The organism is Pararhodobacter sp. (genome assembly GCF_036802785.1).
Classification (GTDB): domain Bacteria; phylum Pseudomonadota; class Alphaproteobacteria; order Rhodobacterales; family Rhodobacteraceae; genus Pararhodobacter.
The window spans coordinates 1-24764 of record NZ_DAIRVN010000076.1 but is presented as its reverse complement, the minus strand read 5'-3'; the positions used below and the strand labels follow the sequence as shown (position 1 = coordinate 24764).

Annotated in this window: 28 protein-coding genes and 1 tRNA gene; 10 read left to right on the top strand and 19 right to left on the bottom strand. The window is 65.9% G+C overall.

Translation table 11 applies throughout. The features are described 5' to 3' along the window. The 5 genes from V7Q53_RS19495 to V7Q53_RS19475 form a co-directional block, all read left to right on the top strand. On the top strand, positions 1-347 hold a 347-nt coding region (locus tag V7Q53_RS19495), incomplete at its 5' end, for a hypothetical protein (RefSeq protein WP_333830471.1). A gap of 135 nt (positions 348-482) precedes the next feature. Further along, entirely contained in the window at positions 483-1769 is a 1287-nt protein-coding gene (locus V7Q53_RS19490) for a homoserine dehydrogenase (protein ID WP_333830470.1), read from the top strand. A 173-nt stretch (positions 1770-1942) separates the two neighbouring features. Beyond that, positions 1943-2908 (top strand): class II fructose-bisphosphatase, encoded by a 966-nt coding sequence (gene glpX, locus V7Q53_RS19485; protein ID WP_333830468.1) that lies wholly within the window; start codon positions 1943-1945, stop codon positions 2906-2908. Next, on the top strand, positions 2905-4689 hold the full coding sequence (recJ, locus tag V7Q53_RS19480; RefSeq protein WP_442954454.1) for a single-stranded-DNA-specific exonuclease RecJ: 1785 nt from the start codon (positions 2905-2907) through the stop codon (positions 4687-4689). The genes glpX and recJ overlap by 4 nt, the downstream gene beginning before the upstream one ends. Positions 4690-4852: 163 nt before the next feature. Further along, positions 4853-4927 (top strand) — tRNA-Glu (locus V7Q53_RS19475). Between the two features lie 20 nt (positions 4928-4947). Here the strand turns inward: V7Q53_RS19475 and V7Q53_RS19470 are convergent. The 5 genes from V7Q53_RS19470 to V7Q53_RS19450 form a co-directional block, all read right to left on the bottom strand. Further along, on the bottom strand, positions 4948-6018 hold the full coding sequence (locus tag V7Q53_RS19470) for a tyrosine-type recombinase/integrase (protein WP_333830467.1): 1071 nt from the start codon (positions 6016-6018) through the stop codon (positions 4948-4950). Then, positions 6015-6194, bottom strand: coding sequence for a hypothetical protein (locus V7Q53_RS19465; protein ID WP_333830466.1), 180 nt, complete (start codon positions 6192-6194; stop codon positions 6015-6017). Before V7Q53_RS19465 ends, V7Q53_RS19470 begins: the two co-directional genes overlap by 4 nt. An 8-nt stretch (positions 6195-6202) precedes the next feature. Then, on the bottom strand, positions 6203-6679 hold the full coding sequence (locus V7Q53_RS19460; protein ID WP_333830465.1) for a hypothetical protein: 477 nt from the start codon (positions 6677-6679) through the stop codon (positions 6203-6205). A gap of 80 nt (positions 6680-6759) precedes the next feature. Then, positions 6760-7176, bottom strand: coding sequence for a hypothetical protein (locus V7Q53_RS19455; RefSeq protein WP_333830464.1), 417 nt, complete (start codon positions 7174-7176; stop codon positions 6760-6762). Further along, the gene (locus V7Q53_RS19450) at positions 7173-7388 is read right to left on the bottom strand and encodes a hypothetical protein (RefSeq protein ID WP_333830462.1); all 216 of its coding nucleotides are present in this window, start codon (positions 7386-7388) and stop codon (positions 7173-7175) included. Before V7Q53_RS19450 ends, V7Q53_RS19455 begins: the two co-directional genes overlap by 4 nt. Before the next feature lie 95 nt (positions 7389-7483). Between V7Q53_RS19450 and V7Q53_RS19445 the strand changes: the two genes are divergently transcribed. Together V7Q53_RS19445 and V7Q53_RS19440 are read left to right on the top strand one after the other, a co-directional pair. Further along, positions 7484-7714 (top strand): helix-turn-helix domain-containing protein, encoded by a 231-nt coding sequence (locus tag V7Q53_RS19445; protein ID WP_333830460.1) that lies wholly within the window; start codon positions 7484-7486, stop codon positions 7712-7714. Continuing rightward, positions 7714-8211 carry a hypothetical protein gene (locus V7Q53_RS19440; protein WP_333830459.1) on the top strand — a complete coding sequence of 166 codons (498 nt, stop codon included), beginning with the start codon at positions 7714-7716 and terminating at the stop codon, positions 8209-8211. The genes V7Q53_RS19445 and V7Q53_RS19440 overlap by 1 nt, the downstream gene beginning before the upstream one ends. 114 nt (positions 8212-8325) lie before the next feature. Here the strand turns inward: V7Q53_RS19440 and V7Q53_RS19435 are convergent, their stop codons facing one another. The 8 genes from V7Q53_RS19435 to V7Q53_RS19400 form a co-directional block, all read right to left on the bottom strand. Further along, positions 8326-9399 carry a phage portal protein gene (locus V7Q53_RS19435; RefSeq protein ID WP_333830458.1) on the bottom strand — a complete coding sequence of 358 codons (1074 nt, stop codon included), beginning with the start codon at positions 9397-9399 and terminating at the stop codon, positions 8326-8328. Next, positions 9399-9947: an HK97 family phage prohead protease gene (locus V7Q53_RS19430; protein WP_333830457.1), complete on the bottom strand. Its 549-nt coding sequence runs from the start codon at positions 9945-9947 to the stop codon at positions 9399-9401. The genes V7Q53_RS19435 and V7Q53_RS19430 overlap by 1 nt, the downstream gene beginning before the upstream one ends. Beyond that, positions 9947-11215, bottom strand: a complete 1269-nt coding sequence (locus tag V7Q53_RS19425; RefSeq protein ID WP_333830456.1) for a phage major capsid protein — start codon at positions 11213-11215, stop codon at positions 9947-9949. Before V7Q53_RS19425 ends, V7Q53_RS19430 begins: the two co-directional genes overlap by 1 nt. Positions 11216-11224: 9 nt before the next feature. Continuing rightward, positions 11225-11551, bottom strand: a complete 327-nt coding sequence (locus tag V7Q53_RS19420; RefSeq protein WP_333830455.1) for an HNH endonuclease — start codon at positions 11549-11551, stop codon at positions 11225-11227. After that, positions 11542-13194, bottom strand: a complete 1653-nt coding sequence (locus V7Q53_RS19415; protein ID WP_442954453.1) for a terminase large subunit domain-containing protein — start codon at positions 13192-13194, stop codon at positions 11542-11544. The genes V7Q53_RS19420 and V7Q53_RS19415 overlap by 10 nt, the downstream gene beginning before the upstream one ends. 362 nt (positions 13195-13556) lie before the next feature. Next, positions 13557-13805: a hypothetical protein gene (locus V7Q53_RS19410; protein WP_333830452.1), complete on the bottom strand. Its 249-nt coding sequence runs from the start codon at positions 13803-13805 to the stop codon at positions 13557-13559. After that, positions 13802-14335 (bottom strand): hypothetical protein, encoded by a 534-nt coding sequence (locus tag V7Q53_RS19405; protein ID WP_333830451.1) that lies wholly within the window; start codon positions 14333-14335, stop codon positions 13802-13804. Before V7Q53_RS19405 ends, V7Q53_RS19410 begins: the two co-directional genes overlap by 4 nt. Before the next feature lies 1 nt (position 14336). Next, entirely contained in the window at positions 14337-14858 is a 522-nt protein-coding gene (locus tag V7Q53_RS19400) for a hypothetical protein (RefSeq protein ID WP_333830450.1), read from the bottom strand. Positions 14859-15193: 335 nt separating this feature from the next. On the opposite strand from V7Q53_RS19400, the gene modA reads away from it, so the two are divergent. From modA to modC, 3 genes are read left to right on the top strand one after another with little or no spacing between them, the layout of a single operon-like run. Then, positions 15194-15982, top strand: a complete 789-nt coding sequence (gene modA, locus V7Q53_RS19395; RefSeq protein WP_333830448.1) for a molybdate ABC transporter substrate-binding protein — start codon at positions 15194-15196, stop codon at positions 15980-15982. A gap of 3 nt (positions 15983-15985) precedes the next feature. Beyond that, positions 15986-16654: a molybdate ABC transporter permease subunit gene (modB, locus tag V7Q53_RS19390; protein WP_333830447.1), complete on the top strand. Its 669-nt coding sequence runs from the start codon at positions 15986-15988 to the stop codon at positions 16652-16654. A gap of 31 nt (positions 16655-16685) precedes the next feature. Next, a complete protein-coding gene (modC, locus tag V7Q53_RS19385; protein WP_333830445.1) occupies positions 16686-17822 on the top strand; it encodes a molybdenum ABC transporter ATP-binding protein in 1137 nt (378 codons plus the stop codon). Between the two features lie 7 nt (positions 17823-17829). Here modC and V7Q53_RS19380 read toward each other — a convergent pair whose 3' ends face one another. The 6 genes from V7Q53_RS19380 to V7Q53_RS19355 form a co-directional block, all read right to left on the bottom strand. Then, the gene (locus tag V7Q53_RS19380) at positions 17830-19605 is read right to left on the bottom strand and encodes a metallophosphoesterase family protein (RefSeq protein ID WP_333830444.1); all 1776 of its coding nucleotides are present in this window, start codon (positions 19603-19605) and stop codon (positions 17830-17832) included. A 41-nt stretch (positions 19606-19646) separates the two neighbouring features. Further along, the gene (locus V7Q53_RS19375; protein WP_333830443.1) at positions 19647-20618 is read right to left on the bottom strand and encodes a YhdH/YhfP family quinone oxidoreductase; all 972 of its coding nucleotides are present in this window, start codon (positions 20616-20618) and stop codon (positions 19647-19649) included. Continuing rightward, positions 20615-22114, bottom strand: coding sequence for a tripartite tricarboxylate transporter permease (locus tag V7Q53_RS19370; protein WP_333830442.1), 1500 nt, complete (start codon positions 22112-22114; stop codon positions 20615-20617). The genes V7Q53_RS19375 and V7Q53_RS19370 overlap by 4 nt, the downstream gene beginning before the upstream one ends. Positions 22115-22116: 2 nt before the next feature. Continuing rightward, positions 22117-22566: a tripartite tricarboxylate transporter TctB family protein gene (locus V7Q53_RS19365; RefSeq protein ID WP_333830441.1), complete on the bottom strand. Its 450-nt coding sequence runs from the start codon at positions 22564-22566 to the stop codon at positions 22117-22119. A gap of 46 nt (positions 22567-22612) precedes the next feature. Further along, positions 22613-23563 carry a tripartite tricarboxylate transporter substrate binding protein gene (locus V7Q53_RS19360; RefSeq protein WP_333830440.1) on the bottom strand — a complete coding sequence of 317 codons (951 nt, stop codon included), beginning with the start codon at positions 23561-23563 and terminating at the stop codon, positions 22613-22615. 37 nt (positions 23564-23600) lie between these two features. After that, positions 23601-24764, bottom strand: a 1164-nt coding sequence (locus V7Q53_RS19355; RefSeq protein ID WP_333830439.1) for an acetate--CoA ligase family protein, incomplete at its 5' end; no start/stop codon positions are given.

The following is a 24764-nucleotide window of genomic DNA, read 5'->3' as shown; positions in this document are numbered from 1 at the left end:
CCCGACATCGGATTGCCACCATGCCCGCCACCCGCCCGACAGACAGGCCACGCAGCCCTTTCCTGCCCGGGTCGGTCGGTACGTTGGCTGGCACGCTGGGCCTGCTGGCGCTCACCGCCTGTTCCCCCGCTGCCGATGACCCCACCCCGCGCCTGCTTTCCCCGCAGGAGCTGCGCGCCGGGATCAGCGCAACGCGCAGCGAAAGCGGCCCGCCCGCGCCCGCCATCGAAAGCCGCGCCGCCGCCCTCAGGGCAAGGGCCGCGGCCCTGCGCGCGCAACCCGCCACGCCCACTGAAGACGATGACCTGCGCCGCCGGGCGCAGGCCCTGACCGCCCCCGCCCCCTGACACCCGTATGTTGCCCCTGCCTACGGGCGGCGGCACGACGCATTGCACCCGCGCCGATGACAGGCTAACTGTGCGGCAAACACGCGCGTGCGGCCTGCCCGTCAGGCTGCGCGCGGTTGCAGCCGGAGAACCCTGATGAAGACCCCCCTCCGCCTTGGCATCGCCGGTCTGGGCACCGTCGGTATCGGCGTCGTCAAGATTGTGCAGATGCATGGCGAGATGCTCGCCCGCCGCACGGGCCGCCCGATCGAGATTGTCGCGGTTTCCGCCAGTTCGCGCACCAAGACGCGCAGCGCCGACATCTCTGTCTATGGCTGGGAAGATGACCCGGTGGCGCTGGGACGGCGCGACGATATCGACGTGGTGCTGGAGCTGATCGGCGGCGAGAACGGCACCGCCAAGGCGCTGGTGGAAACCGCGCTGGCCAATGGCAAGGACGTGGTCACCGCCAACAAGGCGCTGCTGGCGCATCACGGTCACGCGCTGGCGCTGGCGGCCGAAAAGGCCGGGCGCGCGCTGCGGTTCGAGGCGGCGGTCGCGGGCGGCATTCCGGTGATCAAGGCCCTGACCGAGGGGCTGGCGGGCAACCGGATCAAGCGGGTCATGGGCGTGATGAACGGCACCTGCAACTACATCCTGACGCGGATGGAGGCCACCGGGCAGGGCTACAACGTGCTTTTCGATGAATGCGCGCGGCTGGGCTATCTGGAAGCCGATCCGAACCTTGATGTCGGCGGGATCGACGCGGGCCATAAACTGAGCCTGCTTTCCGCCATCGCCTTTGGCACGCAGGTTGATTTTGCGTCGGTCGAATTGCAGGGCATCACCGATATCTCGCTCGACGACATCCGGCTGGCGCGCGACATGGGCTTTGCGATCAAGCTGCTGGGTGTGGCGCAGATGACGGGGCGCGGGCTGGAACAGCGCATGACCCCCTGTCTGGTGCCCGAAACCCACCCGCTGGGGCAGCTGGACGGCGGCACCAATATGGTGGTTATCGAAGGGGACAGCGTGGGCCAGATCGTGCTGCGCGGGGCCGGTGCCGGTGAAGGGCCGACCGCCAGCGCGGTGATGAGCGATGTGATCGACATTGCGCGGGGCCTGCGCCTGCCCACCTTTGGTGAACCCGCCGCAGGGCTGACACGCGCCCCCGCCGCCGTGGTCTCATCCGCCGCGCCGTGGTATCTGCGCATGACGCTGCTCGACAAGCCCGGCGCGCTGGCCAAGATCGCCACGGCGCTGGGGGAGGCCGGGATATCCATCCACCGGATGCGCCAGTATTCGCATGATGATGCGCTGGCCCCGGTGCTGATTGTCACCCACAAGGCCGCGAGCGACGATATCCGCCACGCACTGGACCGCTTTGAGGCGACCGGCGTGCTGGTGGGTGAGCCGGTGGCCCTGCGCATCGAGGAAGTCTGAGCAGCGCGCCTTTGGCCGGTGTCGGAGCGGGGGCTGCCTGCCCCCGCACCCCCGGGGATATTTTCAGACAGAAAATGACGATCACGCGCGCGCCCTGTTCGGGGCCTGCAGGCTTGGCGCGGGCGGTGCGATTGGATAGAAGGTGGCAATCCGCCTTCCGAAAGGACCACCCGATGCCCGAGACGCCCGAATTTCACGACCGCTTGCTGTCGCTCGGTCTGGCCCGCGTCTCGGAAGCGGCGGCGCTGGCCTCGGCCGATTTTGTCGGGCGCGGGGATGAGAAGGCCGCCGATCAGGCCGCCGTCAACGCGATGCGCGAGCAGTTGAACAAGCTGGACATCAGGGGCGTGGTGGTGATCGGCGAAGGGGAGCGTGATGAGGCCCCGATGCTGTTCATCGGCGAAGAGGTCGGCAGCGGCAACGGCCCCGCCGTCGATATCGCGCTGGACCCGCTGGAAGGCACCACGCTGACCGCCAAGGACATGCCCAACGCCCTGACCGTGATCGCCATGGCCCCGCGCGGCACGCTCCTGCATGCGCCCGATGTCTATATGGAAAAGCTGGCGATCGGCCCCGGCTTTGGCCCCGATACCGTCACGCTGGACATGCCCGCCGCCGAACGGGTACGCGCACTGGCGCGCGCCAAGGGGTGCCGGGACGAGGATATCACCGTCTGCATTCTGGAACGCCCCCGCCATGAGGATCTGATCCGCGACGTACGCGCCACCGGCGCGGCGATCCGGCTGATCACCGATGGCGATGTGGCGGGTGTGATCCATTGCGCCGAGGCCGGGCTGACCGGCATCGATATGTATATGGGGTCAGGCGGTGCGCCGGAGGGGGTGCTGGCCGCCGCCGCGCTGAAATGCATGGGCGGGCAGATCTATGGCCGGTTGCAGTTTTTCAGCGAGGACGAGCGCAAGCGCGCCGCCAAGGCCGGGATCACCGATCTGAACCGCATCTATACCCGCGACGATATGGTCACCGCCGATGTGATCTTTGCCGCGACCGGCGTTACCGATGGCTCGATTCTGGCGGGCATGAAGCGTGAGCCGGGCTGGCTGACCACCGAGACGCTGCTGATGCGCTCCAAGACCAGATCGGTGCGGCGCATGACCTATCGCACGCCGGTGAAATGAGCGGCGGGAGCGTGGAGCAGTCCGGCGCGGACATGCCCTCAGCCGGGTATCTGGGCGTGGCCTGCTCGCTGACCGGGCGGCGCTGGCTGGGACCGGGCCTTGAGCATGAACGACAGGCCGAAGCGCTGGTGCAGGCCACCCGCCTGCCACCCGCGCTCTGCGCTGTTCTGGCGCGGCGCGGCGTGGTGCCGGGCGCGGTGGAAAGCTTCCTCGCCCCCTCGCTGCGCGCGCTCCTGCCGGACCCGATGCTGCTGCGGGACATGGAGCCTGCCGCCGAACGCCTGCTGGCCGCGCTCAAACGGCGCGAAAAGATCGCCGTCTTTGCCGATTATGATGTCGATGGCGGGGCCTCGGCGGCGCTGCTGCTGTGTTGGCTGCGCGCTATGGGCCATGATGCGACCCTGTATATCCCCGACCGGATTGATGAGGGTTATGGCCCCAATGAGGCCGCGATGGCCGGGCTGGCGCAGAACCACGCGCTGATTGTCTGCGTTGATTGCGGCACGCTCAGCCACGGGCCGATCGCAGCGGCCACAGGCGCCGATGTGGTGGTGGTTGACCACCATCTGGGCACCGAGACGCTGCCGCCCGCGCTGGCCGTGGTCAACCCCAACCGGCAGGATGAAACCGGCGATCTGGGCCATCTTTGTGCCGCCGGGGTGGTGTTTCTGCTGCTGGTGGACATGAACCGGCGGCTGCGCGCGCAGGGCACGCAAGGCCCGGACCTGATGGCCATGCTGGATCTTGTGGCGCTGGCCACGGTGGCCGATGTCGCCCCGCTGACCGGCGTCAACCGGGCCTTCGTGCGGCAGGGGCTGAAGGTGATGGCAGCCCGCCAGCGCCCCGGCCTGCGCGCACTGGCGGATGTGGCGCGCATGGATCAGGCGCCCAACCCCTATCATCTGGGTTTCGTTCTGGGGCCAAGGGTGAACGCCGGGGGAAGGATCGGTGCGGCCGATCTGGGCGCGCGGCTTTTGTCTACGCAAGACATGGCCGAGGCGCAGCGCATCGCGCAGGAGCTGGAACGCCTGAACGAAGAGCGCCGCGCCGTCGAGGCATTGGTGCGCGAAGAGGCGCTGGCGCAGGCCGAGGCGCGCGGCACAGACGGCCCGCTGGTCTGGGCGGCGGGTGAGGGCTGGCACCCCGGCGTGATCGGCATTGTGGCCGCGCGGCTGAAAGAGGCCACCAACCGCCCCGCCGTGGTGATCGCGCTGGACGGGGGCGAGGGCAAGGGCTCGGGCCGCTCGGTCAGCGGGGTTGATCTGGGGGCCGCCGTGCAGCGGCTGGCCGCCGAGGGGCTGCTGGTCAAGGGCGGCGGACACCGGATGGCCGCAGGCCTGACGGTGGCCACCGCGCAGCTGGAGGCCGCCATGGCGCGCCTGTCCGAGCTGCTGGCGCGGCAGGGCGCGGGTGTGGGTGGTGCGGCGGACCTGCGGCTGGACGGGCTGATGATGCCCGGCGCGGCCACGCCCGAGCTGATCGAGGCGCTGGAACAGGCCGGACCCTTCGGTCAGGCCGCCCCTGCCCCGCGATTCGTCTTTCCCTCGATGCGGATCAGCGATGCCCGGCGCATCGGCACCAACCACCTGCGCCTGCGCTTCGGCGATCTGGGCGGCCCGCAGCTGGAGGGCGTGGCCTTCAGCGCCTTTGACACCGCCCTTGGCCCGGCGCTGTCGCAGGCCGCGCGGGGGCTGTTTCATCTGGCCGGACGGCTGGAGATCAACAGCTACGGCGGGCGCAACAAGGTGCAACTGCGCCTCGACGACGCCGCCCCGGCCTGACCCGGCCTTCACCCGGCCCGGCCCCCGACCTGCCCGCTGGCTTACCCCCCGGGCGCCCTTTCCGCACAGCCCGGCCCGCGCAGGAAAAAATCGTCACACCGGCGCAAAAAACCCCCTTGCACGCGCCGCACGGCTGGCCTAAACACCGCCTCACGCCAAACGTGGCCCGTTCGTCTATCGGTTAGGACGCCAGGTTTTCAACCTGGAAAGAGGGGTTCGATTCCCCTACGGGCTGCCATTGCGTCTTTCAAGGCATTGTTATTCATTGGTTTTTCCTTCCTTTCTGTCCAACTCGGCAGATAGGTTGGACACGTTGCCTGCGCTCAGCTTGGCAAAGCCGCTGTCTGCAAGGCGCGCCCGGTTGGCTTTCTTGGTGTAGACCGCCGCCTGCGTCGTGTCGGAGTGTGCAAGGTAAGACGCGATCTCCCATTCTGACGCCCCGGCATCTGCAAGTCTGGTGGCCCCGGCCTTCCGCAAGCCGTGCAGCGATCCGGGCACCTTGGCTTCGGCGCATCTGTCCCGGAACCAGTTGCCCAGCGATGCGACGGCGTAGGGCTTGTCGCTTTTGTCCTGGGTGACGAACAGCAGCCGGTCCTTGGGGACGTGGCGCAGCTCCTCGGCCAGCTCGGGCAGGATCGGCATGTCAGCCGCCACGGCAGTCTTGTGTCTGCGATAGGCGATCCGGCCCGCCTTGACGTGCTGGCGACCAACGCGGGCAAGGTCTTGCCGGGCCATCCCGGTATTAAGCGCGAGCAACATCACCAGCCGGGCCTTGGTGGTCGGTCCGTGCCGCGCAAGGAAGCGGTTCACTTCATCGACTGTCCAAGTGTGAAAGCCGTCAGGGTTGATTTTCATGCGTTCGGCATGGCGCGCCGGGTTCGGGCCGGTGTAGTTGAGTTTCTTGGCGGCAAAGTTGAACAGCATCGAAAGGTTCTTCTTGACCGTGTTCGCGGCGGTAGGGCCGTTCTTCTTGGACATGAGGGCTTCGACATGCCGCACCTGAAAGCGCTCGAAGTGGTACTTGCCCGCTTCCCTGCGCAGCCAGTCCAGTTCAAGTCTGATCGTCCGCTTGCGGCTGTCGGAGAGGTTCTGAAAGCGGAGGCTACGCAGGTACTGCTCGATCAGCCATGCAAGAGTTCCCTCGATGGCAGATGATGCCTTCGGGGACCGGGAACCGGCAAGTGCGGCCTCATAGGCTGCCAGAAATTCGGGGCTGCGATACGGGCCGGGGATCTGGCACCGGAAGCCGTTGCGCTCGAATTTCCAGTAGAGGTGCCCTGCAACGATGTTCTTACGAACGCCGGGAAAGGGGTTCTTGCGCTTGGTCATCGCAGCAGCTCGTCAGGGTCCGGGCCGGTGAAGGCCAGATCGACCTTGCCGGGGATAATGACATGGGTGCCGTCAGGCTTCACCTCGATCCGCCCACCCTCGATGCCAGCCTTTTGCATCGCCTTCAGATAGCGGGTCAGGTCTGACTGTCTCAAGGATGCGGTGCGGTTGGCCATGGTTTCAATCAGTCTCCAACCACGCGGCGCTTGTCGGCCTCGGTGATGTAGTAAACGACGCGCTTCCGGTGCCAGTTCAGGTCGAACATTTCGCAGCCGATCACTTCAAGCGACTGTTTGCTATTGATCATGATGAAACCCTGCGTCGTGTCGAACTCTGCCAGACAGTCCGGATTGCCCATGTCCGTATCGACCATGTAAACGTGCGCGGCGTCGGGGCTGATCTGCATAAATTCGCGGATCTTGCAGGCCTTTGCGCCCGCCGCCCCGGCGCTCATGCCCTTGTCCATGAAGCGCTGATAGAGGCGCAGCGCAACGATATCATCCACGCCGAACGAACGGGCCTTGCCCGGCGTGGTTTTCGGGGCGCACGGGTAGAAGCCCGCATGGATCGACTCATTGAGCCGGTCCGGGTGAGTGTGGGCGATTTCGCAAGCAAGCTTGGTTGATGCCCGCAGGTCGGTTTTCGTGGGAAGGTTGTTCATGGATCACCTCTTGATATTCCCAAGAATAAACACGGCCTGTTGATTTTATCAAGAGGATTTTTCGAACTGCACATCGCCAGCTAGATATCCGGATACCCGACGCGCCCCGTGCATGCCTTCCAAATTGCGTTGACTGCGCGGGCGTCGTTGAACCTGATCAACTCTGCATAGTCTTCGCTATCCGTTCCGCCGGGGCCTATAGCGGACCAAGCCAGAGCCGCCAACACGCCCATTCCCTCCATAGAGGAGGGTGTGAGCGCCAGCATTCGTTCTGCAGCTGAGGTTTCGCGCTCTTCTGCCTCGATCGACCTCGGATCATCCCAATTTTCATTGCCCGGAAGATCGGCCAGTGCGCGCCATGTGCGGCGGGCGTCAAGCCATTCGTGGTAGAGGGGCACCAGCGGGTCCGTCTGGGCGGCTGCGGGCAAGGAATGTGACGAAGCAATAAAAACACCACTCGCGGCGGGAAGGTTTGTCAGGAACTGGCGGCGCTTCATGCTGCACCCCCTTTCAGAATTTCTGAGCATTCGTCGATTCGGGCAAGAACCGCCTCGCAACCGGCAGCGATAGCTTTCTCGTCTGAGTCGGGGTCACGGCGCGTGGTCATTGCGATCAGCTCCACCAGGTTCCGCGCAGTGGACAGTTCATCCAAGGCATCGAGCACGCAACACGGCCAGTCGCGGGGTTCAAACAGGGCGGCGTTGGGCATGCCAGGGGCGTTCCCGCTGGCGGGTGTAGTGTTTTCCATTGTCATGGTCTCCCGTTGTGGTATGGTGACACAAGCACCATAACAGAAGGCATGGCGTGGTGACAAGTGCACAAATTAGAGCGGCTCGCGCTTTGCTGAATTGGACAGTCAGAGACCTTTCAGAGAAGGCAGGGGTGCACCGAAATACGATCACCCGGGCGGAAACCGACGCAACCGGCCCCGGCCATGCCACCGCTGCAATCCGCGCAGCCCTTGAAGCGGCTGGGGTTGAGTTCATTGCGGAAAACGGCGGCGGGGCAGGTGTTAGATTCAAAGAAAGTTCGTGATGTGTGAATGGTTCACACCGGAATCACTTCCTGGCTGGGGCGCAGTCTTAGCTGCGCTCGCAGCCTTGGTTGTCGCGTGTCGTGGGAATTCGATCGCGACACGAGCGATCACGTCTCAGCTAAGAGCCGACATTGTTCGGACAAATGCTGCATCGTTGGCAGGAGTACAGGAGGTTCGGCAGATCATCCGCCGGGAACAGAGCAGCGCCCTGCTTTGGCGACAAAGTATGGAACTTGATCCCGAAATTTCTGAGCTTCTCGAAGAGCTGACGGATTTTCGAGAGATCATAGAGAAACTTAATGCATTTTCGTTGGGTGATAACTCTTTATCGGAAGCTACGCTTTCATCTGGGTTCGATGAACTCTCTCTCGAATTTGAGGAAGCTCACAAACTGCAAATATTGATAACGTCCGTTCAAACTGAAGCGCTGAACCGGGTGGCAGACCTTTCTGATTTGGCCAGGAGAATTTCCGCTCCACGAAGTCTCGCAAAATGATCGCGCGCCGCGCCCCCGGAAGTTCCAGTAGGGGCCGCGCGCTCTCGGGGTTTGCCCACTCACCGAGTAACGGGGTTGCAGTGCGGCTGGATTAACCGCAGGGCGCAACCTGCCCTATTCGTCGTGCCAGTCGATGAACGCCAGCGCGTCTTGCAGGGTGGCGCCCTCGATCCCGGCCTCTTTCGCCTGCGCCAGCGCCTGCACCATTGTGGCGAGTGCCCGCGCCTTGCCGCCCGCGTCAAAGGCCTGCATGGGCCGCACCACGTCGATCAGCACTTGCCCGCCCAGCTTCGCGCTGGCCTCCTGCGCCATCAGTTGGGCAATGGGTTGCAGCACGATCTGCGCCAGATGCCGCTGGGCTTCGCGCACCGCGGGGCCGGTCACAGAGCGGTTGAGCAGCACCGGCAGAACGCCATAGCCCATCATGATCGCATCGCGCGCCGCTTGCAGGGTTTCCGCCGTCATGCTTTTTGACAGATCCGGCGAAAGCTGATCGGGCTTCTGCCCAATATTCGGGTTCATCCCTGCGGCGGTCGCCTGCGCCACGCCCTCAACCACCAGCGAGGCGCCACGGCGGCCGCGAAACTGTTGCCGCATGGTCGCCATATCGTCGGCCGATCCTTCGGGCATCGGAATGATCTGGCTCCCCAAGGGCGCATCGCGGTAGACGTCGCGCAGCGCGCTTTCGACTTGATGCAGCAGCTCGGCTGTCAGGGGCGCACGGCGCAGGGGCGCAGAGCCGGACCATGGGGCCACCATGTCAGAGCCGATGCGCAGGTGCAGAACCTCTGCCGCCAGCGCGGTCTGGCTGCGCCCGCCGCCCGCCTCCGACACTGACAGGCGATAGGCGCGCGGGGTTGCGTTGCGGGTGGACAGCTCCCAGTCAGCGCAGGGCACCAGCCCGTCGCCTGTCATCAGCATGACGGCTTCACCGCGCAGCGCCAGTGATCGGGCGATCAGGGCCATATGCGCGCGGGTCAACAGATCGGTGCCCTGCACATCGGCAAGAGCGAAGGCCCCTTCCCAGAGGCTGACACAGCCTTGAACCGTGGCCGTCAGCTCACCGATGCCGGAAACGCCGCTGATATATGATTCGCGCGCGGTCATGATCTGGGCGGTGTATCCGCTGCCGGATGACCGGGTTTCGGGTGCGGGGTCGGCCCGCCGTTTGAATAGCCAGCCCAGCATCAGGGTCTCCATCGGTTCAAGGGGTGGCCGGCGCGCGGCGTCGTCTGTGCCGGCGACTGCCAGCACCGGGCCTCGATCTGTGCGCCGTCATAGGCTGGCCGCGTCACGGCGCTGAGTTCAAAGAGCGCTGCCGCCGTGACGGTGCGCAGCAGGGCAGCGCCCCGGCTTTCAATCCGCTCGCCGCCCGGTGCCACGCGAAACCCCGGAGACAGCCCCCGGATCAGGCCGGAAGCATGCGCCGCCAGAAAGTCGCGCGCCCAACTGGTGCCCGCGTCGATCCGCGCCTCGACCACAAGGGCCGCATCGGTATCGGTCAGGGTCAGGGTGCCCGCCGCCCGTGAGGCGAGAGGCTTTTCAAAGTCGTGTCCGGACAGCAGGTGAATGTCTTCGCCCGCGTCGATCCGGGCGGCAAAGGCACGGCTGGCGATCACTTCCCGCCGCCCCGGTGCCAGCTCGGCTTCGGCACCATAGGGGAAGGTTGCCCGAAGGCGGGTTGCCCCGCCCTCGGTGCGCAGCTCCAGAGCGCTGCCATACGCGCCCCAGAGCATCAGCCTTCATCCACAGCAATTTCCAGCCCGGTCAGAACGCGGAGCTGCACCGGGCGGGCAACCGTCACGTCCATGGTGGCCAGCGCGGTGATGCGCAGCCCGCCCGACTGGGCGTCAGTATAGGGGTCGCGGATCACGTCAACCGCGCCCCATGCGCCTGCGAAGATCGGGGCAACGCCCCCCGTGGCCGTGGTCAGCAGCGCAGAGCTGGCAAGGGTTTCGCCAGCGGGTGCGGCAAGGGCATTGCTGGACATGGCCACATCACCCAGATTTTCGCGCAGGCGGTCAAACTCGAATTTGAACCCGCCGTCGCCCACCATGATGCCATCCAGATAATCCCAGATTTCGGGCCGGATCAGCGCGCGCACCGCCCCGGGGCCGGAAGCGGCATTGGCCACCAGAAAGGCCGTCACGGCGGTGCGGAACGCAGCCCAACGGGCCTGCGCATCAATCGCGGTGACGGGAATGCCATAGGTCGCGGCCCCGGTGATCACTCCCAGCGGCTGGCCATCGGCCCCGGTGCCAAGGAAAACGGCCCGGTCCATGGCCGCGCCCATAGCGCCCTGCATGTCGCGCCGGATCGCCGTTTCCAGAGCCGCGCCCGACTGTTGCAGCGCCTTGCGGGTAATCCGCATCTGGACGCCAAGGTTGTGTTCCGGCTTCAAAGCCCGGTCTGCCGTGGTGTAGGCCGTTGGCCCGGCCACGTTGCCGCCCTCCGTCGCGGCCCAGCCCGCCGATACCTGCGAAGTCGTGACCGGCCATTCAACAGCGCCGCTGTCGATGCTGATCATTTGCGCGCCCATCCGGCCCGACACGCTGTCAGGGAACAGCCGGTCGATAATCGGGCGGGTGCTGATCGGGTCAGGGGTGCCAGCAGCAACCGTGTTGCGGACTTCCAGCGCCTGCCACGGAACCGGAACACCGCGATAGCCGCCTTGGCTGCGCAGCTCCTGGACAACTTCTGCCGTGCGACCCTCAAGGCTGCGCCCTTCGTCCAGCATCAGCGCGACCTGGCGAAGCTCGAAACCGGCCATCAGCTCGGCCCATTGCGCGCCGGAACGGGTTTCCAGTTCGGCCCCGGCTTCGCGGCGTTCGGTGTCTTCGCAGATCAGCGCGGCCCGGTAGCGGGTTTCGTTGTGGCGAAACTCAAGGTCCAGCGCCTCGATGTTGCGCACCTCGTCTTCGGTCGGCTGGGCATTGCCCACCAGCCCAGCAAGGGCTTGGCGGATTTCCGACTGACGCCGGGCGATTTTGACAGATTCAAGCATTGGTATCTCCTATGTGCTTGTTTTGATTTCAAGTTCGGCAACAGCTTTCGCCCATGCATCACGCGCGGGCGATTGGATCGAGGCGGGATGCCCGCATTCGATCCGGGTCTTTCGGGTGTGGCAGGGGCCGCAGAGGGCTTGCAGGTTGTCCGGATCAAAGGCCCGGTCAGGGGCCAGCCGCACGGACTTTATGTGGTCAATTTCCAGCCTGCCCCGCGCACCGCAGCAGCGACATTTCCAGCCGTCACGCTCAAGCACGGCATGGCGCAGAACCTGCCAGCGCCGGGTTGAGGTGACGTGCTTTGAGTGGCGGTGATGATCCTTTTTCAAAGCCATTGCGCCCGGGCCTTCCTTTGCGGTGTGGCTTTCATGCGCGCGCCCTGCGCCACTGCCAGCACCGTTGCAGCCGCTGCGTCGATCCGGCCCAAGGAACGGGCTTTCGCCAGCTTGTGGTTGCCTGCCGGATCAACCAGCGTGATCGCATCGGAGAATGCGAAGCGCAGAAGCATCGACGGGGTTGCCTTCACCTCGCCGTCAAACAGCGCGCGGCGGAAACGCTCGATATCCTCAGAGCCGTCTTTCCAGCCGAAGCCGCGCCAGATGAACGGGACGCGGGCCAGCCCTGCCGCCTGCATGGCCTCGGTAAACTCGGCATGGCGGAAGCGGTCACCCACGATGCAGGACACTTCGGTGCCGTCCAGATGCCGCACGATCTGCGCCAGCCAAGGCCCCGGGGGAACGGTCGCCTCTCCCATCACTGACAGCTCGCCCCGCTGCTGCATCTGCACATAGCGATCCGACACGCCATCGGATGCGCCGCGATCCGCCAATGACGGGCTGGCCGGGAAGGTGCCAAGGGCCTCAAGCCGTCCGGTTTCCGGCCAGTAAAAGGCTGCAGCCGACATGCTGCGCGATCCGCCCAGATCCACGCCCAGAATGCAGGGGCCTTCGCGGGCGGGCAGATCATCGGGGGCAACCTCGGCTGCCATCCATTCATCAACCGTCACCAGAACCGAACGATCCTCGCTTGAGATGCGCTCGTTCCGGTTCAGGTTGCGGAAAGATGACAGGGCCGAACCGCCACGGGCGATAGCGCGGCGCGCCTGCGCCACCAGCCAATCGGGGGTTGCGCCGATGCCCTCAATGGCGCCGGGATTGGCTTGCAGCAGGCTTTCCAGATCATCGGCGGGCAAGCCGAAGGGCGGGCGATGCTCCTGAATGAAGCTTCCCGGGGGCGGTTCATCCAGCCAGCGGGAAAAGGTGTTGGCATCATCGGGCGCAGAAGTGGAGATGATCAGCGCCCGGCCATCGCGCTTGCCCAGACCTGAGAGAATGGCGTTTTCGAGACTGTCGCCCTTTTCGCGTTCCCATGCCGCCCGCTCATCCATGATTGCCAAGGTCGGAGCGCCGCCAAGAACCGACTTGCCGTCTGCCGCGATGACGCGGGCCAGCCCGCCGCCGTTGCCCTCAAATTCGACTTCAAGCTTTGAGCCGCGCCGGATGGTGAAGTGCGCTTGGTCTGCCTCTGACAGACCTTGAATGTAGCCCAGGAGGAAGTTGAATGCGGTGCGGGCCTGATCGCGGTTCCGGGCTGCGAAAATGATCTCTCGCTTGGGCTGCGGGCGCTCTTCAAGTGCGCCGACCAGCTCAGCGAGTGCAAGGCCCGCCGCGAGTGCGGTTTTCGCGTTGCCGCGCCCGATCGACAACACGCCGACCATGACATTCTTGGAAAATGTCCCTTTCACGAAATCGCGCTGAAAACTGGCCAATTTAAGCGGTTTTCCGGCCTTTTTGCCCTCAGGAACCGACAAAAGGCCCAAAAACTGAATTGCGCGGATGCCCGGCGATTTTCCCCGGATTTTTTTAAGGAGAGAGAAAGCAACACTCCCACCCCGGTCCCCACGCTTTGCAGAAACGGCGGCATTGGGACCAGTTCCGAAAAGGTCAGGCGTCTCATGATGGTCTGTCGCTCTGGTCATCGTCTCACCTCTCCGTTCAATCGTCGCTCTGTCTGCCCCCTGTTGGTTGGTGGGGGTTGTTGTGACGGGCATAGGAAGACAGCCCTCAGCACATGGCCAAGGCTGTCCCTATGCCCGCACGGTCTCGCCTGTTGGCCGGAGCCGGGCTGCCGCTTAGGGCCTCACTGTGCGCGCGTTCTCGCCAGCAAGTTGACCGCTACTTCCCGCACGTCGAACGCTGTGCGGCGGATCGGGCTTCGGTCTTTCGGACTGCCCTTTGCATTTGATCCGGCCCCGTGGTATGCTTCTGAAGTTGAGAGGCCACTGTCTGAACCCTCCCTCTCAACCCGCCCGCCGCGCCAACGGCGGGCTTCTTCTTTTCTTCAGTCCCTTTCGATCAGCTCCACATCATCGCCGCCCGAACCCTCGAACAGCGGCCCATCGTCAGCATGGGTGAACAGCTCGCCCACCATCCGCTGCATGATCACCAGTTGCTTGGCTGTCGGCTGCCACGCGGGCCGCTTCCTTGCCCGCTGGATGGACAAGGCGAAGTCACGCGGGAAACCCTCGGGGGCTTGGCCGATCACCGCCCGCCAGTGGAACAACAGCTCTTCCACGCTGCGCCCGCTCATAGCGCCACCCTGCGGTAGCGCGCGGCAATCCGGGCCATGTGCGGGGACATGCCATTGCTCTTGAAGTCGTCAGCGCCGCGCATGTCGAAGAGCGCGGCAGCCTGATCACAGATCGCATTGGCAATGTCAGGCGGCAGATCGTCGGCGGTATCGCCAAACCCGGCCTGATACTCGATCACCACGACGCCGCAGGGCTTGCCATCAGTGAACCGGATGGCTGGCCGCAGACCGGCTACAACGGCAAAGCTGTCAGTGGGCGTTCCGTCAACGGTGACAGCAACGCTCAGCGGGTCGATCAACGGTGCGACCGGCAGCGGGAACGTGGCTTTGCGGATCGGGCCATCAAGCGTAACGGTGATGGTCTGATCCAGCAGCGCGATCTGGGCATAGGCTTCCAGTTCGGATGCAGCCGAAAGCGCCATGCGGGACAGCTCCGGCAGAAATTCGAAATAATCAGCCCTGCAATGGGTGGCCACAGCTTGCAGATCGAACGGCAGAGCCTCGGTAAGGGGGGTGCGCTGGATGATCATCTCACACCTCGCCCTTGGCACGGGCCAGAAACCGGCGTTGATCATCAGGGGCAAAGCTGCGCCACAGCACCATGAACAGCTCTTTGCGTAGGCGCAGGTGCAGAGCGCGGTCTTTCAGCCGGGCCAGAACCGCAGACAGAACGGCGCTCAGTTCGGCGGGCGCGGCCATGCTGGCCCACCAAGCGGCGTCTTCCTGCGCATTCACGAAATACTCGACAGGGTTGCGACCCGCCGAAAGGTCGATCAGCGCCGCAGTCATGATCTGGCAGGCGTCATCCGGGTGACAGTCGCCAATCGCCTCGGCCAGATTGTCAGCCAGTTCGGCGCGCAGCTTCAGGTCTTCGGGGTGCAGATCGAGCCATGAAGCCGCAGCTTCGGAAACCGGCGTCCAGTCCGAAACTGCGATTTTGGCGTTGGACGTAGGGCCGTTTTCCCGTTTGTTTTCAATGGGCGTCTGGAACCCATTTGGACAATCCAGCGCATTGTTATCGTTGGGAAAAGCTACAACCCTACGGGCTGCCACTTTCCTTGTGAAAATTGTTGATTTTGCTCAATAATTTATAAGGCTGAAAATCTCGGCCCACAATCTGTCCGGTTCAGAATGACGCCTGAAAGCCACCCTTCGGGCGCTGCGGCGGACTGAAAACGATCATGCGGACATGGACTCCCGCTTGCCCTTGATCACAGCTGCCCCCCCTACTGCGGCGAAAGGCGAAGGTTCGGACGCGCTACTCTTCCCGTCATCCCCGCCCGAATGCACCCTAGACCTCTCGGATATTCCCACCAGAAAATAACGCTTGACCCATAGCCGCCTTTCCTTCGATATGTTTTGTGAACCATATCAACGCGGAGCTGTCTTTGCCCCCTTTCCTCGCCCGCCGTGCGCTCCTTTCGCTTCTGGCGGTGCTTGGGCTCTCAGGCCCGGCGGCGGCGCAGGGGGATGTGCCCATTGTGGCGGCGGCCGCTGATCTGCATTTTGCCGTCACCGAGATCGCCGCCGCCTTTGAGGCCGAGACGGGGATGGCCGTGCGGCTGGCGCCGGGATCCACCGGCAATTTCGCCCGGCAGATCCGTCAGGGGGCGCCGTTCGAGATGTTCATGGCGGCGGATGAGCAGTTCATCCTTGATCTGCACGCTGACGGGTTCAGCGCGGATGCGGGCGCGCTCTATGCTGTCGGGCGGATCGTCCTCATGGTGCCGCATGGCTCTGCCCTGACAGCCGACGCGGACCTGGATGCGCTGGAGCGGATGCTGGCGGCGGAGCAGATCACCCGTTTCGCCATCGCCAGCCCCGACCATGCCCCCTATGGAATGCGGGCGCGGGAGGCGCTGGTCAACCGGGGGCTGTGGGACGGGTTGCAACCCTTCCTCGTGCTGGGCGAGAATGTCAGCCAGGCCGCGCAATTCGCGCTGTCGGGCAATGCCGAAGGGGGAATTATCGCTTATTCGCTCGCCCTTGCCCCCGAGGTCAGCGCGCGCGGCAGCTTTGCGCTGATCCCCGAGGCATGGCACACCCCCCTGCGCCAGCGGATGGTGCTGCTCAACAATGCCGGGCCGGTGGCGCAGGCCTTCTACGCCTATATGATGGCACCGCCCGCGCGCGCGACACTGGAGCGCTACGGCTTCACCCTGCCGGAAGGGGAATGAGCAATGGACTGGACGGCGCTCTGGCTGTCCCTCAGGCTGGCGGCATGGACTGTGGCGATCCTGCTGCCGGTCTCGGTTCTTGCGGGCCGGTTTCTGGCTTACCGGCGGTTTCGCGGCAAGGGGCTGGTGGAGGCGCTGGTGATGCTGCCGCTGGTGCTGCCACCCACCGTGTTCGGCTTCTATCTGCTGCTGGCCTTCGGGCGCAATTCGCCCTTTGGCGGCTTCTGGCAGGAGGTGTTCGGCCAACCGCTGGTGTTCAGCTTTCAGGGGCTGGTTCTGGCCTCGGTCCTCTTCAACCTGCCCTTTGCCATCCAGCCTGCGCAGCGCGGGTTTGAATCCGTCGCGGTGGAGCTGCGCGAGGCGGCGCAATGCTGCGGCATGTCGCCCCTGACCGCGCTGTGGAAGGTTGAGCTGCCGCTGGCATGGCCGGGGTTGCTGACGGCCATGGTGCTGACCTTCGCGCATACTCTGGGTGAGTTCGGGATTGTGCTGATGGTCGGCGGCTCCATCCCCGGCGAGACACGGACCATCGCCATCGCGATCTATGACCGCGTGCAGGCCTTCGACGATCAGGGCGCGGCGACCATGTCTGCCGTGCTGGTCGCCGTCTCGCTCATCACCATCACGCTGACCTATTGGCTGTCGGCGCGCGTGGGGCGGCAGGCGCGATGAAGGGGGCGCGCACTATCAGGAAGGCACCGGCATGGCGCTTGAGGTGATGGCCCGGGCCGCGGGGCCCATTCCCCTTGATGCGGGTTTTCGCGTTGAGCCCGGTGAGCTTCTGGCGCTTGTCGGGCATTCCGGGTCAGGCAAGACAACGCTGCTGCGCACCATCGCGGGGCTGTGGCGGCCTGAAGACGCGCGTGTGTCGGTGGCGGGCACGCCATGGCTGGATACCGCGCGGCGCGTCAACCTGCCGCCGCACCGCCGCCGGGTGGGGATGGTGTTTCAGAACTATGCGCTGTTCCCGCATATGACCGCGCTTCACAATGTCATGGCGGCGATGGATGTGGCTGACCGGGCCGAAGCCGCGCGGCTGCTTGAACTGGTGAACCTGCACGGCCTTGCCGGGCGCAGGCCCGCGCAGCTTTCGGGCGGGCAGCAGCAGCGGGTGGCAGTGGCGCGCGCCCTTGCCCGCCGCCCGCTGGCGCTGCTGCTGGATGAGCCGTTCTCGGCGGTTGACCGGGCCACGCGCGAAAGACTTTACAGCGAAATCATCGCGTTGCGGCGGCATCTTGCCATGCCCGTGGTGCTGGTCACCCATGACATGAACGAGGCGCAGATGCTGGCTGACCGCATGGTGGTGATCGAACAGGGCCGCGTGGTGCGCGAGGGCACCACTGCGCAGGTGATGGCCGATCCGGCGGCGCTCAGGGCCATGGGGATCCGCGAAATGGCGGCGATGCTGCCCGCCACTGTCACCGCGCACGGGGCCGACGGGTTGACGCGGCTTGACGCGCCGACCGGCCCCCTTTTTCTGCCGGGCGTTGACGGCGCACCCGGCACGCGGGTCAGGGTGCGGATCATGGCGCATGAGGTGATCCTGTCGCGGCTGCGCCCCGAAGGGCTGTCAGCCCAGAACATCATCGCAGGCCGGGTGACGCAGGTGGTGCCGGGAACCGGGCCGGGCGCGATGGTTCATATCGATGTCGGCGGGCATGAGCTGCTGGCGCGCATCACCCGCCGTGCGGTTGCGCAGATGGGGCTGGAGGCGGGCGATACGGTGCATGCCATCGTGAAATCCATGTCAGTCGCGCGCGATCATGTGGTGCGGCCCCTTCCCGTTGCGGATACGGCTCCCGATACTGCCCCCGGCACTGCCCCTGAACACCGCCCCTGAACACCGTCTAGCCCGACAAAGCCGCCCGCCTCTCCGCGGCAAGCGCCAGGGCCAGCCCCGCCGGGCGCGGGTTGAACTGGCCGTCATAGAGGCCGTGGCGCGGATAATAGCCGCGATCAAGGTCTTCGAGCGTGTCGATCATCAGCACCGGGCGCGCCGGATGCGCCTCTGTCGCCGCCAGCGCGGAAAGCACCCGGCGTTTGATAGCCGCGTCATCGGCATTGATCCGGGCGGGGTTGAGGTCAGACAGCGTCAGATACACCACCGCCGTGCCGCTTTCCGGCAGCGCGGCGATCACCTCCTGCGGACATTCGTCCGGCGCGATGCGGAACACCGCCCCCCCGGCCCCGGCCCCGTGCACCTGCGCCAGCAGCGCGGTATCGGCGGCGGTAAAGCCATGGCCGATGAAATGCGAGAACGCGGCGCCGGTGCCCTGAACATCCGCCGATGTCCAGAGCTTGGAGGCGATCAGCGGCACGCCGGCGCTGCCTGCGATGTCACGCCATGCGCTGATCATGTCCGGCAGGCGGTCGGCGCGGGCGATCACCTCGATTCGCGCCAAGGCGCCGGGCAATGCGGCAATGGCGGCCTGTGCCGCGCTGTCAGGCGGGGCAAACGCGAAGGGCTGGAAGCGGTGGCCCATGCGCGCCAGATCGCGGATGCGGGCCTGCGTCGCCGGGTCAGTCAGGTCATCGAGCGGGACACGCAGATCGCGCAGCCCGGCCTCCTGCAGCGCGGTGATCAGATAGTCATTGCGCGCGGCCTTGCGGCGGAATTCATCGACCACCCCGGTATAGGGGATGATGCGCGGCTCAGCCCAGCCCTGCCGCAGATCAACCCCCACATTCAGCGCCCCGGCCCGCAATGAGGCGCGCGACACCGCCGCAACGGGCGCGGCCACCTCACCCGCGCCCAGGCAGGCCCCATGGCTGCGGCGCAGGCGCAGGGCATAGCCCTGCGGGTACACATCGACGAGGTAATAGCCCAGCTTGGCGGAATCGTTGCGCCCGTTCTCCTGCCAGTCGCGCGGCGGGGTCTTGAACAGATGGCTGTAATCCAGCCGCATCGCCGACAGCGCCGGGATCACATGCTGCATCGGCCCGTCCGGGGCGAGCGGGGTGTGGAAGATGGTATGCACATGCGCGGCAAACACCGCCTCCACCCGCTGGTTGACCAGCAGCGCGCGCAGCCGTTCGCGCGGTCCGGGGGCGAGGTTATCATAATGCTCGGGCTCATCCGGAGTGGTCAGGAAGAGCGGGTAATGGGTGAGGAAAAACACCCGCTCCCCCCGACTTGCAGCCAGTTCCCCCTCCAGCCAGGCCCACTGCGCCGCGTCCTGCGGCAGGTCGGCGCCAAGGATGGGGTTGGCATGCAGCACAAAGCGGCAGCCGCCATGAGTGAAGGCCTGCCAGAGCGGGCCGAAGGTCTGTTCATAGGCGCTAAGAAAGGGTGCGGTGACGGGATGGGCGGGCATCCAGTCCACCGGCTTGTCGCCAAGATCATGATTGCCGGGAAGGCAGTAAAGCGGCGCATTCAGACCCGCGAACATCTCATGATAGCGCGCCGCCGCCGCACCGTAACCCGGCTGGGTGGGGATGGGGTGCACCATATCGCCCAGATGCACCACAAAGGCCGGGGTATCGGCATTGAGCGCCGCCACCGCCCAACGGGCGCGGTCATTGGCCAGCCGGTTGGCGGGCCAGGGTGAGCCGCTGACACCATCCTCGGCGTTGATATGCGTGTCGGCGATGACGGCGAAGGTAAAGAGGGGGGTATCGGTCATGGTGCTCCGGATGCTCGGATCGGTCAGGTTTCAGTGGGCGCTCACGCCTCGGGGAAGGTGACGAGGGTGCGGCCGGTGATGCGGCGCTCCAGCATCTGGGCCATGAAGGCGGGCAGCGCCGAAAGCGCGATCTGGTGCGCCATCGCGTCCAGCCCCTGCGGCTTCAGGTCATCGGCCAGCCGCGCCCAGATACGGCGGCGCAGCGGCATCTCGCTGTCGGAATTGATCCCGGTCAGGGTGACGCCGCGCAGGATGAAGGGCAGCACGGTGGTGTTCAGCGCAATCCCCGCCGCATTGCCGATACTGGCCACCACCCCGCCCGCTTGCGTGGTGCGCAGCATCCATTCCAGCAGCGGCCCGCCCGCCGCATCAATCCCGCCCGCCCAGCGTGCCTCCTCCAGCGGTCTGGACGAGGGTTCGGGCAGCGCAAGCACCTCCTGCGCGCCAAGCCCGCGCAGAAAGCCGTCATCGGGCTTGCCGGATACGGCGCTGACGGCATAGCCGCGCCGCGCCAGCATCGCCACGGCAAGCGAGCCCACGCCGCCGGTTGCGCCGCTCACCACCACCGGCCCGGCACCGGGGGCAAGGCCCATACCCTCCATCCGGTCAACAGCCAGCGCGGCGGAATAGCCGGCAACGCCCAGCGTGGCGGCCTCCAGCGGGCTGAGGCCCATGGGCAGCGGCAGAACCCAGTCACCCGGCACACGCAGGGTTTCGGCAAAGCCGCCGTCATGCGACACGCCGATGTCGCGCCCGTGCACAATCACCCACGCGCCCGGCGCAAAGCGCGCATCGCGGCTTTCGCTGACCTGGCCCACCGCCTCGATCCCGCCGTTGCAAGGGTAGCGGCGGATGATGGGTGCACCGCCCAGCCCGGCCAGCGCATCCTTGTAGTTGACCCCGGCGAAACGCGTGCGGATGGTGACATCGCCCGCATCCAGCGCCGCCGCCTCCATCTCGACAATCGCGCCCCGGCCCAGCTTGCCATCCTGTTCAATGCGATAGGCTTTCACGGCTCTCTCCTTTTGCGGGCGCTGCGCCAGTCGTTCCAGTGCCGCCACCCTGACCACAGCAGGAAGGCCGCCGAGACGACAAAAAGCACCAGCGCGATGGGTTGACGGAAGAAGACAAGGAAATCGCCACGCGCGATCACCATGCCCTGACGCAGGCTTTGCTCGATCATCGGGCCCAGCACAAAGCCGATCACCACCGGCGCCAGCGGGAAGCCGCCATAGCGCAGCAGGAACCCAGCGATCCCGGCGACCAGCATCACCTTCAGGTCAAAGGCGTTGTAGTTGACGGTAAAGGTGCCGATCGCCAGCAGCACCACGATCACCCCCAGCAGCACAGGTTCGGGCGCGCGCACGGCACGGGCAAAGACCTTCCCCAGCAAGGGGCCAAGCACCAGCAGCGACAGGTTCACGAAGAACAGCGCCACGAAGATGAAGGTCATCAGATCGGCATTGTCGACAAACAGGCGCGGGCCCGGTGTGATGCCCTGAATGATCAGCGCGCCCAGCATCACCGCCGTGATCGGGTCACCCGGAATGCCCAGCGACAGCGTGGGCACCAGCGCGCCGCCGGTCACGGCGTTGTTGGCCGCTTCCGAGGCGATCACCCCGTCCGGTTCACCCTTGCCGAAATTGGCGGCATTGGGCGAGGAGCGTTTCGCCTCGGCATAGCTGACCATCGACGAGGCGGTGGCACCGATCCCCGGCAGCGTGCCGATCCATGTGCCGATCACCGCCGATTTGCCGAAGATGCGCCAACGCGAGAGGATGTCGCGCAACGGCGGGAAGCGAAAGCCGGTGCGGCCCTGAAACTCGATCTTGTCGCTGACGCGCTCACCCACCCGCCAAAGCACCTCGGACAGCGCGAAAAGCCCCACCAGAAACGGCACCAGCGCAATTCCCGCCATCAGATCGAACGACGAGAAATGCAGCCGGACATCGCCGGTCAGCGGGTCTTGCCCCATGGTGGCCACCAGCAGGCCCAGCACACAGGCCACCAGCCCCTTGGCCAGATTATCCTGCGAGACACTGACCACACAGGTCAGCGCGAACAGCCCCAGCGCGAAATACTCCATCGGGCCAAAGCGCAGGCCAAGGCGCGCCAGCGTCGGCGCGGCCACGATCAGCACCACAACCGAGATCAGCCCACCGATGACCGAAGCCACCGTGGCCCAGCCCAAAGCCAGATCGCCCTGCCCTTTCTGCATCATCGGAAAGCCATCGAACACGGTGGCGGCGGCCTGCGGCGTGCCGGGCGTGTTGATCAGGATCGCCGACAGCGAGCCGCCATAGACCGAGCCCGCGTAAAGCCCCAGCAGCAGCGCGACCGAGGGTTCGGGCGCCAGCACAAAGGTCAGCGGCAGCGCCAGCGTGATCGCCAGCACCGAGCCAAGCCCGGGCATGGCGCCGATCAGCACCCCCGCCGCCGTGCCGCCCAGCATCAGCATCAGCACGCCGGGATCGGCCAGCTTGCTGAGTGCGAGAAGAAAACTGTCCATCCTCAGCCCCCCGTGATCAGGCGCAGCAGGTCATCCATCCCCGGCCCCGGTGGCCGTATCTGGAAAACCCGCGCGAAAAGATACCAGAGCCCGGCCAGCACAACGGCTGTCACCGGCACGATCACCAGCGCCCGGCGGTAGCCCAGCACCACAATCACCAGCGGCAGGAACACCGCCGTCGCGGGCAGGAATCCGGCGCTTTCAAAGGCCCAGAAATAGGCCCCCGCCAGCGCGGCAATCAGCACCGTACGCGGCCAGTTCACCGGCACTGCCACATCGCCGGGCAGCGCGCCCCGTCGGGTGAACAGCGCCTGCGCGATCACCACCGCACCACCCAGCGCCAGCAGCAGGGTCAGCAACCGGGGGAAGGCCATGGGGTTGCGCGCCAGTGGCGCGGTGGCGAAACGCTCACCCAGCGTCTGCGCATAGAACAGGGCGGAGAGGCCAATCATGGCCCCCCCTCCCATCAGGTTGATCAGGCGCGGCGTCATGGCCCGATCAGTTCAGAACGCGGGCAAGGATCGCGCCATTGACGCGGCTGCCCTCTTCAACCTCGGCGCGCACGCCCTCGCTGTCCAGATAGGACGAGAACGCACCGAACCTAGCCAGCGTTTCCTGAAACTCAGGGCTTGCGGCAACCTGTTCGCAGGCCTCTTCCAGCGTGGTGCGCACGTCATCGGGCAGGCCTGCGGGCGTGAAGATCCCGCCCCACCACGAGGCCGTGGTGGTAAAGCCCTGCTCAACCGAGGTGGCCAGATCAGGCGCGGAATCGACGCGCTCATCGGCAAAGATCGCCACCGCATCAAGCTCATACTGGCCGACATTGGAGAAGATCGCCATATACATGTCGATATGTCCGCCCATCAGCGCCGTCACGCCCGGCCCGTCGCCCTGAAACGGCACATGCTCGATCTGGACGCCGGTTTCCTCCAGAAACAGCTCCATCGCCAGATGCGGCAACGAGCCCGGCCCGGGGGAGCCATAGGTCAGCTCACCCGGGTTCTCGCGCGCGTATTCCACCAGTTCCGCAAGGTCCGAGAAGGGCGAGTCCGGTGCCAGCGCCAGTGCCTGCGGGCTGTGGAACAGCTTGCAGATATAATCGAAATCCTCAACCGCATAGGGCGTCTCGCGCATATGCGGCTGATTGATCAGCGGTGCTGCCGGGATCACCCCGATTGTATAGCCGTCAGCGCGCGCCCGGGCGATCTGGGCGGTGCCCACGGTGCCCGCACCGCCGCCGACATTGGTCACCGGCACATCGACGCCCAGAATGCGGCTGAATTCCTGCGCGGCGGCGCGGCCCATCAGATCGGTGCTGCCCCCCGCCGGAAAGGGCACAATCGCGGTCACCGGGCGCGTGGGGTATTCGGCGAGCGCCGCACCGGCGGCCAGCGGCAGGATCGCAGCGGCCACAAGCGCGGCACGGGTAGCCTTCTGAAGGATGGTCATGGTTCTCTCTCTCCCTGGGTTTGGTGGCGGCAGCGGGTCAGTTGCCCGGTGCCGCCGTTGGCGGCGTGGCATGAACCACGCAGTCGCCCGCCGTTACCCCGCCTCCCGGCGGATGAACGAACAGCGGGTTAATCTCGATCTCGGCAGCGGTATTGCGCGGATCGGCGATGCGCGCAGACAGCGCGGCGATGGCCTGCGCCAGCGCGTCGGTATCGCCCGGCGCGCGCCCGCGCAGCCCGGCCAGCAGGCGCGCAATGCGGGTTTCGCCGATCATGGCGCGGGCCTCCTCAGGCGTGACGGGGGCAAGGCGGATGGCGACATCTTCCAGCAACTCGGCCAGCACCCCACCGGCGCCAAACACCACCACCGGGCCAAAGGCCGGATCAACCCGCGCACCAAGGATCACCTCGATCCCGCCGGCGATCTGTTCCTGCACCAGCACCCCTTCAAAGGGCAGCACAGGTTCCTGCGCGGCGGGCAGCGCGGCGATATCCTCATACGCCGCGCGCACCGCCGCCGCATCCGACAGCCCCAGACGCACCCCGCCGATATCGGATTTATGCGCCAGATGGCTGGACAGCAGCTTCAGCACCACCGGATAGCCGATGGCCTTGGCAGCCTGGGCGGCCTCATCAGCGCTCTGCACCACCGCCTCCTGAGGCAGATGAATGCCGGTGCCCGCCAGATGGGCCTTGGCATCAACCTCGTTCAGCAGGCAGGTCTCGCCGGGGGCGGACCATTCGGGCGTGGCAATCGCAGCCAGCGGGCCGCGCCCCTGCCAGACCGCCGCCAGCCCCCGGATGGCGCGCGCGGGCGTGGCATAGACGGGCAGCCCGGCAGCCTCGATCCGCTCGAACGCCGCTTCATTGCCCGCGCGCGGCGCGTTCCATGCGATAGCGATGGGAATGGGGTTTTGCGCGGCAAGGGTATCCAGCGCCTCGGCAATGGCGCGCGCCGATGCGCCGGAGGCCGCCGCGAACGACAGCGCCAGCATGTCCACCCCCGGATCGCGCGCCACACATTCCAGCGCGGCCACCAGCGAGGCGGCATTCATCACTGCCCCCGCCGTCACATCCAGCGGGTTGGCGAAACTGGCGAAGGCGGGCAGATGGTTGCGCAGTTCCGCCAGCGTTTCAGGCTGCAGGGGCGGCAGCGACAGGCCCAGATCGGCGGCGCGGTCGGCCATCGCCACCCCCGCCCC